Genomic DNA, 17,433 nt, shown 5'->3' with positions numbered 1-17,433 from the left:
AGTAATAAATATACATTATAACCATTTTCAGAATTGTAAAATGGTTATTTTGATGAAATAATAACCTAAAATACCTTAATATAAAATTTACAAAGTAGACAAATAGTTTACATTGGTATACATATATATTAAGCTTGATATATAAAATAATGAGGTGAAAAAAATGCAAAGAGTAATTACTTATGGAACATATGATTTACTACATTATGGCCATATTGAACTTTTAAGAAGAGCTAAACAATATGGGGACTATCTAATTGTTGCATTATCGACTGATGAATTTAATAAACTTAAAAACAAAAAATCATACTATAATTATGAACAAAGAAAAATGATGCTTGAGTCAATAAGATATGTAGACCTTGTAATTCCCGAGAATAATTGGGAACAAAAAACAGATGACGTTAAAAACTATAACGTAGATACATTCTTAATGGGTCATGATTGGGAAGGTGAATTTGACTTCTTAAAAGATGAATGTGAAGTCATATACCTTAAAAGAACTGAAGGTATTTCAACAACTCAAATTAAAAAAGAATTATATGGTACCGAATAGAACACTTAATTGTGTTCTTTTTTTATGGTTATAAATGTTAAAATTTAGTAATTATGGTAATATAATGTTAAAAACATTAGGAGAGATACATGAAAAATTTATACAAATTTTCCCTATGTATTATTGTGGGATTAATCATTATACTGTTTATTAACCAATTTAAAGATTTTAATAAAAAAAAGGATGCTTTTACATCAGAGACAACATCCTCTCATCAAAGTAAAAATCATAAAAATATTGCTAACTCTGATAAGGAAACTTTCATTGAATTTAAAGACGTTAATGATTATTTGACTACATCAAATTTCAATGGAAATATCACAATATATAAAGATAATAAACTCGTGATGAGTGATGCATATGGTTATAGAGATTTTGAAAATAGTATAAAAAATGATTCTAAGTCTATGTACTTAATCGGGTCCGCCAATAAATTCATAACCGGATTAATGTTACGCCAGTTAGAAGAAAAAGGCACAATCAATATAAACGATAATGTGAACAAATATATACCAAACTTCCAAAATAAATATCCCATTAGTATTAAAGATTTAATGTTGCATCGAAGTGGATTAGCCAAAATAAATTTAAATCCTAATATGCATAACTTAGACGGAGCTATAGCAAGTATTAAATCACAAGGTGTATTACCTGCACAGTATCATCAATTTAACTATAATGATGCAAACTATATAACCCTAGCTAAAATCATTGAAGTCGCAACTAATAAAACATTTGAAGAAAATCTCAATGAACTAATACTTAACAAAGCCCATTTAAAATATACATCACGTTATGATTCAGTTGAACATAAGAAATATATGGCTAAAGGATATAAATCTATCCATAACCAAAATATTTACGTACCACCTATGAACTTAGATAAGTATGATGGTGCAGGTAATATTTATATTTCTACAGATGATATGGCTAAACTCGTAAAGAAATTTAAATCTGATAGTATCCTATCTCATTCATCTACAGTAAACTTACTTTCAACAGGAGATTTAAATTTATACCCAGGTACTTATAGATACGGCTTTTATAACTATTTAAACTATCAAAGATATAGAGGTATTTTTTATAAAAATGATATCGTTACATATTCTAATGATCGCTATATCGTATCTATAGCAAGCAATAAATTACCAGAACCATACAATCAAGAAACTGAGAAGATGGCACAACATATATTCACTAATATACTGGGACAACAATTGAAACAAAAATAGGTGAATTAACATAGATATTTATTTTATTTAAAAAAGAGTAGCTCAGACAAATTAATTGTTCGAGCCACCCTCTTTTTTCTAATGAGATATTTTCTTACTTTTATTTTTTATACTTCTTAAATTCATTTTTGTTTTGAGTTTTAAAAGTTTCATTTGATAATTTCTATATGTCTTTTTATTAAACTCTAATTTCAATTCTTTAGATACTTCTACATACTTTTCATATTGTGCACCTGAAGAGATTGTTAATATAAGCTCTTTCAATTCTTTCACACTATCTGTCTCAATCTTTTCTATGCCTTTTAAATATTTGGTAGCTGGGTTTATTAAATCATCTAAATTTTCTACCTTCATAAAATTGTTACGGATTAAGAAATAAATGATTAAATAGTCCATTCTATAACTGTAATAATTACTTACTTTTTCTTTTAGTTCATCTAAAATAACTAAGGATCTTTTTCTTACTTCTGTAGCATCATTTAAATACTTTTCAATATGTTTATAACTAGATGCTACAATAGAATCTTCAATTCCAATATTATATAAATATGCTAGATCATCTATTATGGTGATTTTACTGTTCGACCAAGCTTTTAAGTTAAAAGTGTGTTCTTCACAAAATGTTATATCTTCATCAAACCTTATATCACGGATGATTTCACTCTTATATAGCTTCCCATATGGTCCAATTGACTGAATGATTTCAGGTGTACGATTTAATGTTGTATGCTCGATAGCTTTTAAATCATTGTAAGTTTTAATTGGTCTTATTTCTTCTCCAATTAAATGTGATACTTTACCAACAACAATATCTGTGCCGTTTTCTTTTATAGCTTTAACCATTTTATCGATTATTCCCTCGCCTAACTTATCATCAGCGTCACAGAACATAATGTATTTACCTTTAGCAATACTTATACCTTCGTTTCTTGTTGCTGCTGCCCCTTTATTCTCTCTGTTTAATAGAACAATGTTGGGATTGTTTATTTTACTAATAACATCTGCACTATAATCTTTGGAACCATCATTAATACAAATTATTTCATGTTCATAGTTACTTTTAATAGAGCGAATCGTTTCTTCTATTGTTTTTTCAGCGTTATAAATTGGTATAATGACACTTACTTCCATAGGTTTAGACTCCTTTTTTTATAAAATCAATTAGTTTTTTCGTCGCATCAAAATGAGTATATTGATGCCACATTGGCTTAATTGCTTCATTAACTTTACATCGATTAACTAGTTTATAAAGCATTTCTAAATTATATGCTTTATTTTCTTTAGTCATTTCATAATAATATTTATTTAACCCTCTCATCTCATCATATTTTTCTTCATCATAGCAATAAAATATTATAGGTTTGTTTAGCAATGAAGCTTCTATACTTAGAGAACTATAATCTGTAATAATAACATCTGCTATTTCAACCAATTCTTGAATATTTCTTTCGTCTGAATCATAACTTGTAATGCTCGGGTGTAACTTAGTTATGAGTTCATAATCAGGACACATTTTTTCAAATACTTCTTTATCAATTGTTTGTATCTCATTCGTATAATCTCTATATGTCGGAACATAAAGAGCGATTTTTTTTGAATGATCATTATATGTATGTTTATTTTTATATTGATCTAATCTCGGTAATCCAAACGGTAACATTTGTTCTTCTTTAGCATCTAAACTATTTATAAAAACATCTTTCATTATATCTGAACTAACAAGATAGTAATCTGTAAAATGATAAACAGATAAATAATTTTTTATAAGCTGTTTATTGCTTTTGTTTATACTATTATCTTCAAGTCCAAAGTTCTTCAATGCACCTGCAGCATGCCAAGTTTGAATGACAGATTGTTCTCTTGATTTACTAATACTGCCAAGTAATAAATAATATGTATCAATAATAATTGTTTTACTTTTTTTAATTGCTTTAAGTTGCTGGACTACATATTTATTTTTTAAATTTATCACTTTATCAACTTCTAAACTGTTAGCAAATTCAAGCCATTTTGGGTGTGCAATGATTGTGATACAGTAGCCTTCTCTTTTAAGTTCTTCAATAATTGGTAATACATCTTCTTTAAAAGTCATAAATACAACAACATTTCGACTTTTTATATTGTGTTTGAAAAATTTATTAAATATGAATAATAAAGAAAGATAAACTTGTTTAATCACATTTCTAATCACTTTGACACTTCCTAACATGAATTAAGTTCTTTTTATAAAACAAGGATTACTCATACGAGCAATCCTTTTTTATTGATTATTATTTTAAATAAAGTCAGCAAATCTTTGTCTAAATTTAACATGTAATATAGAACCGACAACAAAGAATAATGCTGTTACGCATATATTATACAGCGCCAATTGCCAATGGTCGATTATGTACCAATTATCATAAAGGATTGCCGCTCTATATCCTTCCGCAAAGAAAAATACAGGGTTTAATTTCATGATCAATTCTATAATAGAACCTTTTTCTGGTATCCATAAAATCGGAGACATATAAAACAACATTCTTAGAATAGCTTGCATAGCCATTTGAGTATCACGTATAAGCACACCTAATGTTGATGTAAACATTGATACTGAGAATGCAAATGCATATACTAAAGGCATATATATAAACAATTGTAAAATATAAATCGATGGTAAGATACCTGTTGGAATACAAATTAAAACAATAGCTAAAACTAGAATAAGATGACTATAAAATTTACTTGTTAAAATATAAGCAGGTATGGCAGATAATGGAAAGTTCATTTTCGCTACTTGATTAAATTTAGTTGATATAGATTTAGTACCTTCTAATACACCTTGGTTTACGAAGAACCACATACTTATACCGACTAATAAATATAAAATAAATGGCACACCATCAATTGGTGCATTTTGTCGTATCCCAAATCCAAACGCAAACCAATAAACAAAGATTTGAAGCATAGGATTTATAATTTCCCAAGCTAAACCAAGATAGTTGTCATGATTTGAAATTTTTAATTGGAACATCGCTAATCTTTGTATTAGATAAAAGTTTTTAACATGCTCTTTTATCACAGTAAATACAGCATTCATGAATATCACTCTCTCGCTTAGACATTTATTACTTAATCAATAATATAGCATCAATTACTAATAGATGATATATTTATCTTTAGGTTAATCATATAATTACAGAACATATATAATTTACATGATTCCAACAAAATTTACAATAAATTTACTAAACTCTTAAAATAATGCATAATAGAATTGTTAATAATTATAAGGAATGAAGTACATATGAAAGAATCAGTTATCATTAATAATCTAACAAAAGAATATAAAATTTTTAGAAGTAATAAAGAGAGATTGAAAGATGTGTTCTTACCAAAACATCAAACTAAAAGATTTTTTGCACTACAGGATATTACTTTCACTGCTTATGAAGGAGATATTATAGGTTTAGTAGGCATTAATGGTTCTGGTAAATCAACATTGAGTAATATCATAGGTGGCTCTTTACAACCCACTGGTGGTGATATTGAACGTCATGGTGATGTGAATGTTATAGCAATTAATTCAGGCTTAAACACGCAATTAAATGGTGTAGATAATATCGAATATAAAATGCTCTTACTTGGCTTTACTAAGAAACAAATTAAAGAACTAACTCCTGAAATTATTGAATTCTCAGAGTTAGGCGAATTTATCTATCAACCAGTTAAAAAATATTCAAGTGGTATGAAATCTAAATTAGGTTTTGCGATTAATGTTACAGTTAATCCTGACATTTTAGTTATAGATGAAGCCTTGTCTGTTGGTGATCAAACTTTCACTAAAAAAAGTTTAGATAAAATGAATGAATTTAAAGAAGCAGGAAAGACAATTTTCTTCGTTAGTCATAATATTGGACAAGTTAAAGATTTTTGTACAAAAATCGCTTGGATTGAAGGCGGGAAGTTAAAAGAATTTGGCTCTAATGAAGAAGTATTACCTAAATATCAATCATTCTTAAAAGAGTTCAACAAGAAATCTGCTAAAGACAAAAAAGCTTTTAAAGATGAATTAGATTCTACTCGTTTTTATATTAAGTAATTAAATATAATATCCAAAGTAAAAATAGGCTGAGACAAATTTATGTCTCAGCCTATTTTTATTCTATTTTACTCACCACTATCTTTACTGTTCCATCTTCATTCATACATACTATCTTATCTTTAATTATTTCTTTTATTAAAGGTTCATTTATCTTAATTGGATTTTTATATTGAATTTTATATTTATACCAGACCACGTCATTTAGTAGCCATTCGCAAACTAACTGTCCAGGAACAATTTCATCATGTATAGGATTAGCGTCATTGATAAGTTTTAAGTAAGCTTGAACTGTTTCTAAGTCATATTTCATATTGTTCCTCACTTCTCTATAAATGTTTGATTGATTGTTACATATGTTTCTTCTTCTTTTTTTATCTTTAAGCTAAATTGATAGATTGTATAAGATTTTACATGAGTTCTTTTTTCTTTAGTTAAGACCGCTTCATACCATGTATCTACAATTAAGTCTTTATACTTATTAATACTCGTTTCTCTTAAGTATATTTCTGTTTCCAAAAATTGCTCAAACATTTGAAATTTTGGCCAAATACTCGCTAAGTACAATACTGGTACGGTCTCTTTACGGTCATTATTTTGTATAAGTAATTTATATGCATTTATATCTTCTGTACTAAATACTATATCAATTATTTCTGTTCCATCTTTTGAATAATGCTGCATGTCCCATACCTCCTCCTATTCCCATTGTAGCTATAGAAGTATTGATATGCTTCATATGAAATAATCGTGTTACAAGTTGAGCTCCACTTGCACTATACGGATGTCCGTTGGCTAATGCACCTCCATAAATATTAAATTTATAATCAGGTATATTTAACATTTCTTTAGATGCTAATACTTGAGAACTAAATGCTTCATTAAATTCTATACCATCAATTGCATCTATATCTAAATTTTGTTTCTTTAGTAAAGATTCCATTGCAGGTACTGGACCGATACCTAATACTTTTGGATTTACACCTTTTACAACGCTGTCTACAAATTCTAATCCTTCCTCGTATCCTAATGAAATTGCTTTTTCTTTACTCATAACTAAAAGTAATACTGCTCCATCATTTTTCATACAACTATTACCAACGGTTACAGTCCCACTCTTAATTAACGGTTTCAATCGAGATAAGGTTTTCAAAGTCAATTTTGGCTTTATACTTTCGTCACGATCAACCCATTCATTTCGCACTTTAATAGGTAATATTTCATGGGATATATGTCCTTTTTCTAATGCAGAAATTGTCTTTTGATGACTATTATATGCAAAATCATCTTGTGCTTCTCTAGTTACTTGGTAAACTTGAGCAACATTTTCTGCCGCTTCAATCATAGATGGGTCTTCTCCATCAGGTGCAAATGAAGCTCTTTCAAAAATATTTGGAACATCGGATTCATAAACTGATTGTGGTCTTTTTATTTTCCAAGGTGCCCTACTCGTACTTTCTACACCACCAGCAATATAAATATCCCCAGCATTTGCTTGTATCATTCGACATGCATATGTAACAGCTTCTATTCCTGATCCGCACTGTCTATCTATAGTTACACCTGGTATATGTTGTGGCAATTTTGCTTCTAACAATGATTTTCTAGAGATATTCCCTCCATTACCTACAACATTACCTAAGACGACTTCTGATACATCTTCAATCGCTTTACTATGTTCGTTTAATAAATATTCATATAAAGGTTTCAATAATATTTCAGGTTCTAAATGTTTAAATACACCACCATATTTACCAAAAGGTGTCCTTTTCGCAGCTACAATAACTGGTTCCATTCTTCTCCTCCTATGTCGTATAATATTTTCATCTTATGTCTAGCTATCTTTCCACTAGTTGTATATATCATTTTGTTAACTTTTATTAATTTAGATGGTATTTCATATCGACTTAAGCCACATTCTAATAGCAATTCTTTAACTTTCAAATAAGATATTTTTTCTTGTCCTTTATATATTAAAACAGCTATTTCTCCAAACTTATTATGTTTTTCACTAATAATAATTGCTTCATCGATTTCTTTTGAGTTTAAGAGGTTTTGCTCTATACTTTCAGGATAAATATTTTTCCCTCCAATAATTAGCCGATCACTTTCCCTTCCATATAAAAACAATTCATTTTGTTCTGAAATGGATGCCCAATCACCAATTTTAATCCATTCTTCAAATTTCTCATCATTTAAATAACCACTAAAAGTCATGTCACTTTTTACATACAAGATACCAACTTTGTCTTTATCTTGGTTTGTAAATTTAACTTTAACACTCGGAAACAACTTACCTACTGATTCAATAGATGCATTCCCATTAATATTATAGCTAATAAAACTAGCTTCTGAGCTGCCAAAAAATTCAATGACATCTATTTGTGGATATTCTTTTTTGAAAGTTTGAAATATCGTATTGGATAATTTGGCTCCCGATGAAAAGACACTATTAACCTTCTCTAAGTTAACTTTATAATTAAGTAAACTGTGTAACATCGTTGGCACAATAAACATCGTTTTTTGCTCTTTAATTTTATTCATTACTTTTTCTAAAGATTGTGCATTAAATTTACATTGACCAATGAACCCTCTACCGGTACATAAAGCATAAACCATGGCATATAATGACAATGAATGGGCATGAGGGCCAGGAGCTACTATAACTTGAGTATTGTCTTGCATTAACTTCTCATTGTATTTAAATGACTTAACCCACGAATCATTATTGCGCATGTATGCTTTAGGAGTACCAGTTGTACCTGAAGTAAATCCAATATGCAAAGTGTCGTTTGATATGTTGTTATGATTAGAATGATTGAAATAACTTATTGTATTAGAATCTGCTATGAATACATCAATATAATATATATCTATCAAATGTTTTATTTTTTCATCTGTTAAATTTACATCAAATACACATGGAATTTGATTATTCATCAAAGTAGCAATATACCATTTCATAAATTGAATTGGATGCTTTATTGCAATACCTACCATTATATTTTCAGGATATTGCTTTAACTTTCCAGCTAAAATTTCTGATTCATTCCATAATTCACGAAATGATATCGATTGGTTTTCTATGTAAATTGCTTTGACTTGTTGTTTTAAATAAACTTGTTCTTTAATTAGATCCAAAATTTTCATAAACTGAACACCTTCTCGCATTGTTAACTATATTATATCATTCAGTTAACAATATTGATTAATAAAAAGCAAAAAAACAACTTGTCATGATAAGCATCAGCTCACAACAACAAGTTGTTCTATTAAAATTTATTTATATTTCATATATTCATATTTATTCTTTTTAGGTGTACTTGATTTTTGAAATTGTACTTCTTTTAAGAACAATGGAATCTTAAGAGCACGGTTCACACGTTTTAAGTCAGTTATAATTCTATATAACCATTCTAAATTGAGTTTAATAAACATGTTAGGTGCACGTTTGACATTACCACTTATAACATCGAATGACCCACCTACACCCATCATTACTGTATGTTTAAAATGATGACGATTGTAGTATATCCAATCTTCTTGTTTAGGAAAGCCCATTGCTGCAAAAATAAAATCAGGTTCGAATTTCTTAATTTTCTTAGTAACTTTATAATCAAGTACATGTTTATATCCATGCTTATGATCAAAGGTTATATTAGGATATTGTTCTTCTAAAATTTTTCTAGTAGCTTTAACGCCTTCTTTAGAAGATCCCAGTAAGAACACTCTCTTGCTGCTAGCATTCGCGATATTTAACATTTCTTCCATTAACTCGATACCTGGAATACGTTCTTTCAAAGGTGTATTCAAATATTTAGCTGCTTTAACAATACCGATACCATCTGGTACAATGTAATCCGCATGTTTAATTCGTCTTTGGTAATGGTTATTGTTATAAGCGTAATGAGCAATTTCTGGATTCGCAGTAACAACAAATAAATTATCATTTGTTTCTTGGTTAACAAAATATTTAATTCGTTCGACCATCTCGTACTTTGTAAGGTTTGCAAATGGCAAACCAAGTACATTTATTGTTTGTGGTTTAATTACATCAAACGAATTCTCTCTATTTAATTTAATTTGTTCACCAATGCTACTTAAATCTTTTTCTAGTACTTTTGCCATTTGTTTCACCTCACATTCTTCACTATAATTTACACCATTTCTACATAATTTACAACAAATTTACATTCAACACTCGTTAATCGATACACATAATTCATTTAAATTGTTGAATTTTACTTGTATAATCGTATATGATGTATAATATGCAAAAATTTATATTTTAAATCAAATCACGAATAGAAGGGTAAATATATAATATGAATAGATTCGCAAAGATAGGTTTACTTTTGATGTCCATGATTCTTATGATACTACCTGTAGTATTCGGCCTTATGCTTTATCTTGAAACAAAAGGTGCTATAAATGATTCATTTCTAGATTCAAAAAAAAGCAAATCATCTTTAAGAGATAAACCAGTAGACCCAAGCTTAGATCATGTTTCCGTATTATTTTTAGGTGTTGATGATAGCGATTCTAGACGTAAAGGTGGCCAAAAAGCTAGCCAGTCTCGTACAGACGCAATGATTTACACTACATTTAATAGAGACAAAAAGCAAATACGTATGGTAAGTATTCCACGTGATACTTTGAGTTATATACCAGCAGTTAAGTACTATGACAAAATTACACATGCACATGCTATTGATGGTCCAGAAGGTTCAATGGAAAGTGTTGAATCTACATTAAATGTGCCAGTAGACTTTTATGCACGTATTAATATGGAAGCTTTTGTAGAAGTTGTAGACGAGCTTGGTGGTATTGAATATGATGTACCATTCAGTTTAAATGAACCTAATACAGAAGATAAAGGCAGAATTAAAGTTAAAAAAGGAAAACAAAACTTAACTGGTGATGAAGCTCTTGCAGTTGTACGTTCAAGAAAACAAGACTCAGATTTAGAACGTGGTAAACGACAAATGGAAATGATAAAAGCCATTATCAAAAAAGCACAAGAAACAAATTCAATTAATAAACTAGACGATTTAGTTAAAATAGTTGGTAAAAATGCTAAACATAATTTCACATTTGATGATATTCAAAACTTAGCAACTACTTACTCTTCAAGCAAAGTGAAAATTAAAACAGAACAAATAACTGGTACAGATGCTAACTTTAATGGTGTTTATTTCTATAATCCAGATTTAGATAACTTATTAGAACTTTCTAACAAACTGAGAAAAGATTTAAAACTACCTAAAACTAAAAAGACAGAAATGATGAATTATTTAATGACTCAAGCTTATGGTGATCTTATGCCATATATCGAAGTTTCGAAAAAAAGTCTAAAAAGTGGTGAAACTAACACAGACGATTCATCAGAGACAGTTGAACCAGCAGTTAAACCTGATACTGATGAATCAATAGAACAGCCGACAGAGCAACCTACTGAACAGCCTATTGAACAACAGCCTGTAGAGCAGCCACCTACCGAAGAAGTGCCGTCCCAAGAAGTGCCACAAGCACCACAAGAAACACCGCAACAAGCTCCTGAACAAACTAATCCAGGAGTAGACCCTAGTGTACAACAGCAACAAGAACCTAATGTTTACTAGGAAAGGAGGTATATTATGATTGAACGTAAAACATATGAAAAGTATGAACAAATCAATACAATGTTTGATGCGTTAGAAAATCAAATCATTCATTCTGGAGATTTATCTAACTTTAGAAAGAACTTATACTATGTTAATCATGAACATCATGAAAATTACGAAGCATTGTTGCTTTATTATAATCAAGCAAACCATGATCCAATTGTAGATGGTGCTTGTTATATTATTGCAATTCCAGAAATATTTAATGCAATTAACATTTTCGATAATCCCCTTCCATTCTCATGGGTATACACTGAAACAGGGTTAACAGAAGAAATGAAATCATTAAGTGTGCACTTACAATATCTCGTTGCCGCAGCATTAGAAACAAGCCAAATTCAAATATTCACACCAAGTGGATACACAATGGGCATTACCAATTGGAGCATCCATCAACTTAGATTGTTTTGGCAATATACAGCGATTGTAAGAAGAGCAGCAATTCAAAATTAAAAATTATAAAAATATAACTCTCCAATCCGAATTTTATTACCAGGATTAGGAGAGTTATTTAATTAATTAGAGTGAAATACATTAATAATGTATAATAAAAAACATTCAATTTAATGGAGGTACTATCATGATAAAAATAGTTGAAAATGATATAGAAAAACAAGATGCACTAACAATAAGAAAAACAGTTTTCGTAGAGGAACAAGGTGTGCCATTAGAAGCAGAAATTGATGAATTTGAAGAAATTTCTAAGCACATTATTCTTTATCATGAAGCAGAACCTGCTGCAGTAGGAAGATATAGAACATATCATAACGGTTACGCTAAAGTTGAAAGAGTAGCCGTATTAAAACCATACAGAAAATATGGTTATGGAAAAAAAGTAATGGATTTTATAAATTTAAAAGCTAAAGAAGATGGATTCTTAGGTACTGTCTTAAATGGCCAATCTCATGCAAAAGGTTTTTATGAAAAATTAGGATATATAACAGAAGGCGAAGAGTTTTTAGAAGAAAACATCCCCCACTATCATATGAAACTGACTTTTAGCTAAATTATTATTCATCTCAAATATTAAAGTTACATTACAATTTAGATAATTTTCATACTTTACTGTCAAAAAGCCTTATAATGTTATTAAATAAAATACCTATTCAAAGGAGATTGTTTATGGATAAAAAATTCTATTACAAAACCCCTGCACTTGTAGCAATGACTTTAGCAGGTACGACACTCGTTTCTCATCAGGTGAATGCAGAAGAAACATCAAACAAAGATAACAAAAACATCATTGAGCAACATAACAATGCTAGTCAAATTCAAGATGAGCAAAAAGAATTAAAAAGCCAATCTTTGAACGTATCAGGTACAAAAACATATAAGGATCCATCTATAATAGATGAGCCTAAAGTAACTGAAGATACTTCTAAAGATACTTCTGATGTTGTGAACACAGATAACACTGCTTCTCAAGATGTTACAAATCAAGATAGTACTGAAGCTGTTCAAGATTCAGTAGATAACAATTCTGAAGATACTTCTGACGTTGTGAATTCTGATAACACTGCTTCTCAAGATGTTACAAATCAAGATAGTACTGAAGCTGTGCAAGATACTGAAGATAACACTTCTGAAGATACTACAGATGTTGTAGATTCTGATAATACTGCTTCTCAAGATGTTACAAATCAAGATAGTACTGAAGCTGTGCAAGATACAGTGGATAACACTTCTAAAGATACTACAGACGTTGTGAACTCTGATAACTCTGCTTCTCAAGATTTTGAAGATCAAGATAGCTCTGAAGTTGCTCAAGATACTGAAGATAACACTGCTGAAGATGCTTCTGACGTTGTAGATTCTGATAATACTGCTTCTCAAGATTTTGAAGATCAAGATAGCTCTGAAGTTGCTCAAGATACTGAAGATAGTACTTCTGAAGATACTACAGATGATGTGAACTCTGATAACACTGCTTCTCAAGATGTTACAAATCAAGATAGTACTGAAGCTGTTCAAGATACAGTAGAGAACACTTCTGAAGATACTTCTGACGTTGTAGATTCTGATGAATCTACTTCTCAAGATGTTACAAATCAAGATAGTACTGAAACTGTTCAAGACACAGAAGACAACACTTCTGAAGATACTTCTGACGTTGTAGATTCTGATGAATCTGCTTCTCAAGATGTTGAAGAACAAGATAGCTCTGAAGTTGCTCAAGATACAGAAGATAACACTTCCGAAGATACTTCTGACGTTGTAGACTCTGGTGAAACTACTTCTCAAGATGTTGATGATCAAGATAGTACTGAAGCTGTTCAAGATACAGAAGATAGTACTTCTGAAGATACTTCTGACGTTGTTGACTCTGATGAATCTGCTTCTCAAGATGTTGAAGATCAAGATAGCTCTGAAGTTGCTCAAGATACAGAAGACAACACTTCCGAAGATACTACAGATGTTGTAGATTCTGATGAAACTACTTCTCAAGATGTTGAAGATCAAGATAATACTAAAGGTGTTCAAGATACAGAAGACAACACTTCCGAAGATACTTCTGACGTTGTAGATTCTGATGAATCTGCTTCTCAAGATGTTGAAGATCAAGATGGTTCTGAAGTTGCTCAAGATACAGAAGACAATACTTCTGAAGATACTACAGATGTTGTAGATTCTGACGAAACTTCTTCTCAAGATGTTGATGATCAAGATAGCTCTGAAGTTGCTCAAGATACAGAAGAGAACACTTCCGAAGATACTTCTGACGTTGTAGATTCTGATGAATCTGCTTCTCAAGATGTTGAAGATCAAGATGGTTCTGAAGTTGCTCAAGATACAGAAGACAATACTTCTGAAGATACTACAGATGTTGTAGATTCTGACGAAACTTCTTCTCAAGATGTTGATGATCAAGATAGCTCTGAAGTTGCTCAAGATACAGAAGAGAACACTTCTGACGATGAATATAATTTTGATTTTGATGACCAAGATGACACTTCTAACGATATAGAATCAAATAGTATTGATAATAATCAAAATGTTCAACTTGAAAGTGCTAATGTTAAGCCACAAGTTAGAACTTTTGCAGCTAGATCAGCACGCAGTATTCCTACTTCAACATATAGAAGTACTTACAACGCCGCTGTTAGCTCAACGATTAATAATCAAATTAGAAGTAATAATTATGCTGTACCTAATTATGTTGAAGACTTTTCTAGCCATATTCCTAAAATTCCTTATCGTAATGGTGTTGGCAAACCTGAAGGTGTTATTGCTCATGAAACGGCAAATCCTAATTCAACTATTCATGGTGAAATTGCATACATGAAAAATAATTATGAAAATGCATTTGTACATGCTTTCATTGATGACAATAACATTATTGAAGTTGCTCCAACAGACTATCTTGCTTGGGGTGCTGGTGGTGTTGCTAACCAACGTTTCATACATGTTGAACTTGTTCGTGTTTATGGCGGTGATCGCTTCGCACGTTCTATCAATAATTATGCTGATTATATTGCCACTAATTTAGCTTATTATGGATTACCATTTGATAGTGCTGAATACGATGGTAATGGTACTTTATGGTCACATGATGCTGTATCAAAATATTTAGGTGGTACAAATCATAGTGATCCATACGGCTGGTTTGCTGAAAACAACTATACATTTAATGAACTTGTAGATTTAGTGCATGAGAAGTATCAGTACAAAACAGGTACTCTAACTGCACCAAGTAAACCAATAGTAACTAAACCAAAGCCAACTAAGCCTGTTGTGAAACCAACGCCTAAACCTACTAAACCAGTAGTCACTAAACCTAAACCAACTAAGCCTGTTGTAGGCACAGCTAAAACTGTTGCTGTTAACTATAAAGGTAAAGTGAACATTAATGCATCTGGTGTATATAGTTCTGTATATGACACAACAACAAAACCAGCGACGAATAAAGCTGGTAAAATATTCAATATTGGTAAACAATCAACATTCAATAACCAAGTGTTTTACTTATTACAAGACAATAACGGTACTCCATTAGGTTGGGTTAAATCTAGCGACATTCAATTACAGACTGTAACTAAACCAACGCCTAAACCTGTTGTGAAACCAACAACTAAACCTGTTGCGAAACCAACAACTAAACCTGTTGCGAAACCAACAACTAAACCTGTTGCGAAACCAACAACTAAACCTGTTGCGAAACCTGCAACTAAGCCTGTTGCAAAACCTGCAACTAAACCTGTTGCAAGCACAGCTAAAACTGTTGCTGTTAGCTATAAAGGTAAAGTTAATACAAATGCGTCTGGCGTTTACAGTTCTGTTTATGACAAAACAACTAAACCTGCTGTGAATAAAGCTGGTAAAACATTTAATATCGGTAAACAATCAACATATAATAACCAAGTGTTCTACTTATTACAAGATACTAAAGGTACTCCATTAGGTTGGGTTAAATCTAGTGATATTCAATTACAGAATACAACTAAGCCTGTTGTGAAACCTGCAACTAAGCCTGTTGCAAAACCTGCAACTAAGCCTGTTGTGAAACCTGCAACTAAGCCTGTTGCAAAACCTGCAACTAAGCCTGTTGCAAAACCTGCAACTAAACCTGTTGCGAAACCTGCAACTAAGCCTGTTGCGAAAACGGTTAGAGTTAATTATGTTGGTAAGGTTAATAACAATATTTCTGGTGTTTATACTTCTGTTTATGATCAAAAAACAGTACCTGCTATGAATAAAGCTGGTAGAACATTTAAGATTGGTAAACAATCAACATACAATAATCAAACATATTATTTATTACAAGATAACAATGCAATTCCTTTAGGATGGGTTAAAGCTAACGATGTACAATTACAAACTAACAGAGTTCAACCTAAACCAGTAAAACAAGTTACGCCTGCTCAACCTAAAAAGACTAATGCTATTAAATCCAATGTTGTAAACAATCAACCAATGAATTTAAAAGAAAATTATACTAATTATTTAATCTTTGATAATACTGGTTATTTCTATAGTCAACCGAATGAGTCTAAATCTACATTATTAGGGTCACTACAAAATTATCAATATGCGTACTTTAAAGTTATTTCTTCACAAAAAGTTGGAAATGAACTTTGGTATAAAGGTTTACTTAATGGTAAAACAGTATGGATTAATTCTAAATATTTACAACTAGCAACAGAGGCTACAAATATTTCTACTAGTCCATATACTCTTGATCAAGCTGTTGATATTCAAATGGCGTTAAGAAATGGATCTGAGCCTAAAAAAGTATTACCAAGTGGTATTAGAAATGCTACTAGAGCAGAAGTTAAAGATGCAATGGATACAAGCAAGTATGTGAATGATACAGTTCAAAAGTATCAATTCTTAGATTTAAATAAATCACAAAATATTTCTCCATCTAAATTAAATGAATTACTTCGAGGTAAAGGCATTTTAGAAAACCAAGGTAATGCATTTAGTCAAGCATCAAAAGCTGTTGGTATTAATGAAATCTATTTAATCTCACATGCACTATTAGAGACTGGTAATGGAACAAGTCAATTAGCAAATGGTGGAAATATTGATAAAAATGGAAAAGTTGATTTAAACTCAAAAACTAAATACTATAATATGTTTGGTGTAGGTGCGATCGATAAGAATGCATTATACGGTGGTATCAAATATGCACAACAAGCTGGATGGAACACACCAGAAAAAGCTATATTCGGTGGCGCTCAATTTATAGCAAACAATTATATTAAAGCAGGACAAAATACACTTTATAAAATGAGATTTAATCCACAAAAACCAGGCGTACACCAATATGCAACTGGCGTAGATTTTTCAAAATCTAACGCAAAACGTATTAGTGACTTCTATCAACAAATTCAAACTGATGGTCAATTCTATGATGTTGATCAATATAAATCATAATTCTTAAATGAATACTGAATAAAC

15 protein-coding genes are annotated in these 17,433 nt (G+C 30.5%); 7 read left to right on the top strand and 8 right to left on the bottom strand.

The features are described from left to right. The first annotated feature begins 163 nt into the window (after window positions 1-163). Both tagD and B2G86_RS03450 read left to right on the top strand, forming a co-directional pair. The gene (gene tagD / locus B2G86_RS03455) at window positions 164-556 is read left to right on the top strand and encodes a glycerol-3-phosphate cytidylyltransferase (protein ID WP_078356743.1); all 393 of its coding nucleotides are present in this window, start codon (window positions 164-166) and stop codon (window positions 554-556) included. 89 nt (window positions 557-645) lie between these two features. Further along, on the top strand, window positions 646-1,788 hold the full coding sequence (locus tag B2G86_RS03450) for a serine hydrolase domain-containing protein (protein WP_078356742.1): 1,143 nt from the start codon (window positions 646-648) through the stop codon (window positions 1,786-1,788). Window positions 1,789-1,866: 78 nt separating this feature from the next. On the opposite strand, the gene B2G86_RS03445 is transcribed toward B2G86_RS03450, so the two are convergent. The 3 genes from B2G86_RS03445 to B2G86_RS03435 all read right to left on the bottom strand — a co-directional run bounded on the left by B2G86_RS03445 (window position 1,867) and on the right by B2G86_RS03435 (window position 4,867). Then, window positions 1,867-2,919 carry a glycosyltransferase family 2 protein gene (locus tag B2G86_RS03445; RefSeq protein ID WP_078356741.1) on the bottom strand — a complete coding sequence of 351 codons (1,053 nt, stop codon included), beginning with the start codon at window positions 2,917-2,919 and terminating at the stop codon, window positions 1,867-1,869. A 4-nt stretch (window positions 2,920-2,923) separates the two neighbouring features. Next, entirely contained in the window at window positions 2,924-3,979 is a 1,056-nt protein-coding gene (locus B2G86_RS03440) for a CDP-glycerol glycerophosphotransferase family protein (RefSeq protein WP_158079020.1), read from the bottom strand. Between the two features lie 84 nt (window positions 3,980-4,063). Beyond that, on the bottom strand, window positions 4,064-4,867 hold the full coding sequence (locus tag B2G86_RS03435) for an ABC transporter permease (RefSeq protein WP_078356739.1): 804 nt from the start codon (window positions 4,865-4,867) through the stop codon (window positions 4,064-4,066). Window positions 4,868-5,074: 207 nt separating this feature from the next. Between B2G86_RS03435 and tagH the strand changes: the two genes are divergently transcribed. Next, window positions 5,075-5,869, top strand: coding sequence for a teichoic acids export ABC transporter ATP-binding subunit TagH (gene tagH, locus B2G86_RS03430; protein WP_078356738.1), 795 nt, complete (start codon window positions 5,075-5,077; stop codon window positions 5,867-5,869). A gap of 58 nt (window positions 5,870-5,927) precedes the next feature. Here the strand turns inward: tagH and B2G86_RS03425 are convergent, their stop codons facing one another. The 5 genes from B2G86_RS03425 to B2G86_RS03405 all read right to left on the bottom strand — a co-directional run bounded on the left by B2G86_RS03425 (window position 5,928) and on the right by B2G86_RS03405 (window position 9,997). After that, window positions 5,928-6,182 carry a hypothetical protein gene (locus tag B2G86_RS03425; protein WP_078356737.1) on the bottom strand — a complete coding sequence of 85 codons (255 nt, stop codon included), beginning with the start codon at window positions 6,180-6,182 and terminating at the stop codon, window positions 5,928-5,930. Window positions 6,183-6,190: 8 nt separating this feature from the next. Further along, on the bottom strand, window positions 6,191-6,553 hold the full coding sequence (locus tag B2G86_RS03420; RefSeq protein ID WP_078356736.1) for a hypothetical protein: 363 nt from the start codon (window positions 6,551-6,553) through the stop codon (window positions 6,191-6,193). Further along, the gene (locus B2G86_RS03415; protein WP_078356735.1) at window positions 6,516-7,664 is read right to left on the bottom strand and encodes a thiolase family protein; all 1,149 of its coding nucleotides are present in this window, start codon (window positions 7,662-7,664) and stop codon (window positions 6,516-6,518) included. Before B2G86_RS03415 ends, B2G86_RS03420 begins: the two co-directional genes overlap by 38 nt. Next, window positions 7,646-9,019 (bottom strand): AMP-binding protein, encoded by a 1,374-nt coding sequence (locus B2G86_RS03410; protein WP_078356734.1) that lies wholly within the window; start codon window positions 9,017-9,019, stop codon window positions 7,646-7,648. Before B2G86_RS03410 ends, B2G86_RS03415 begins: the two co-directional genes overlap by 19 nt. A gap of 129 nt (window positions 9,020-9,148) precedes the next feature. Further along, window positions 9,149-9,997 carry a WecB/TagA/CpsF family glycosyltransferase gene (locus B2G86_RS03405; RefSeq protein ID WP_088368990.1) on the bottom strand — a complete coding sequence of 283 codons (849 nt, stop codon included), beginning with the start codon at window positions 9,995-9,997 and terminating at the stop codon, window positions 9,149-9,151. A gap of 197 nt (window positions 9,998-10,194) precedes the next feature. Between B2G86_RS03405 and B2G86_RS03400 the strand changes: the two genes are divergently transcribed. From B2G86_RS03400 to B2G86_RS13550, 4 genes are all read left to right on the top strand, one after another. Next, a complete protein-coding gene (locus B2G86_RS03400; protein WP_078356733.1) occupies window positions 10,195-11,490 on the top strand; it encodes an LCP family protein in 1,296 nt (431 codons plus the stop codon). An 18-nt stretch (window positions 11,491-11,508) separates the two neighbouring features. Beyond that, the gene (locus tag B2G86_RS03395) at window positions 11,509-11,985 is read left to right on the top strand and encodes a DUF2538 family protein (RefSeq protein WP_078356886.1); all 477 of its coding nucleotides are present in this window, start codon (window positions 11,509-11,511) and stop codon (window positions 11,983-11,985) included. A 127-nt stretch (window positions 11,986-12,112) separates the two neighbouring features. Beyond that, a complete protein-coding gene (locus tag B2G86_RS03390) occupies window positions 12,113-12,538 on the top strand; it encodes a GNAT family N-acetyltransferase (protein WP_078356732.1) in 426 nt (141 codons plus the stop codon). A gap of 116 nt (window positions 12,539-12,654) precedes the next feature. Further along, the gene (locus tag B2G86_RS13550) at window positions 12,655-17,409 is read left to right on the top strand and encodes a GW dipeptide domain-containing protein (protein ID WP_158079019.1); all 4,755 of its coding nucleotides are present in this window, start codon (window positions 12,655-12,657) and stop codon (window positions 17,407-17,409) included. The last annotated feature ends 24 nt before the right edge of the window (window positions 17,410-17,433 follow it).

The organism is Mammaliicoccus fleurettii, from assembly GCF_002018435.1.
In the GTDB taxonomy this organism is placed as follows: Bacteria; Bacillota; Bacilli; order Staphylococcales; family Staphylococcaceae; genus Mammaliicoccus; species Mammaliicoccus fleurettii.
Note: the sequence above shows the minus strand (reverse complement) of the source record. Positions and strands in the feature narration are given on the sequence as shown.

What these genes read in the sequence shown, in the direction of transcription:
- tagD (WP_078356743.1), top strand. Translation starts at nt 164, where the DNA reads ATGCAAAGAGTAATTACTTATGGAACATATGATTTACTACATTATGGC.
- B2G86_RS03450 (WP_078356742.1), top strand. Translation starts at nt 646, where the DNA reads ATGAAAAATTTATACAAATTTTCCCTATGTATTATTGTGGGATTAATC.
- B2G86_RS03445 (WP_078356741.1), bottom strand. Translation starts at nt 2,919, where the DNA reads ATGGAAGTAAGTGTCATTATACCAATTTATAACGCTGAAAAAACAATA.
- B2G86_RS03435 (WP_078356739.1), bottom strand. Translation starts at nt 4,867, where the DNA reads ATGAATGCTGTATTTACTGTGATAAAAGAGCATGTTAAAAACTTTTAT.
- tagH (WP_078356738.1), top strand. Translation starts at nt 5,075, where the DNA reads ATGAAAGAATCAGTTATCATTAATAATCTAACAAAAGAATATAAAATT.
- B2G86_RS03425 (WP_078356737.1), bottom strand. Translation starts at nt 6,182, where the DNA reads ATGAAATATGACTTAGAAACAGTTCAAGCTTACTTAAAACTTATCAAT.
- B2G86_RS03420 (WP_078356736.1), bottom strand. Translation starts at nt 6,553, where the DNA reads ATGCAGCATTATTCAAAAGATGGAACAGAAATAATTGATATAGTATTT.
- B2G86_RS03415 (WP_078356735.1), bottom strand. Translation starts at nt 7,664, where the DNA reads ATGGAACCAGTTATTGTAGCTGCGAAAAGGACACCTTTTGGTAAATAT.
- B2G86_RS03410 (WP_078356734.1), bottom strand. Translation starts at nt 9,019, where the DNA reads ATGAAAATTTTGGATCTAATTAAAGAACAAGTTTATTTAAAACAACAA.
- B2G86_RS03405 (WP_088368990.1), bottom strand. Translation starts at nt 9,997, where the DNA reads ATGGCAAAAGTACTAGAAAAAGATTTAAGTAGCATTGGTGAACAAATT.
- B2G86_RS03400 (WP_078356733.1), top strand. Translation starts at nt 10,195, where the DNA reads ATGAATAGATTCGCAAAGATAGGTTTACTTTTGATGTCCATGATTCTT.
- B2G86_RS03390 (WP_078356732.1), top strand. Translation starts at nt 12,113, where the DNA reads ATGATAAAAATAGTTGAAAATGATATAGAAAAACAAGATGCACTAACA.
- B2G86_RS13550 (WP_158079019.1), top strand. Translation starts at nt 12,655, where the DNA reads ATGGATAAAAAATTCTATTACAAAACCCCTGCACTTGTAGCAATGACT.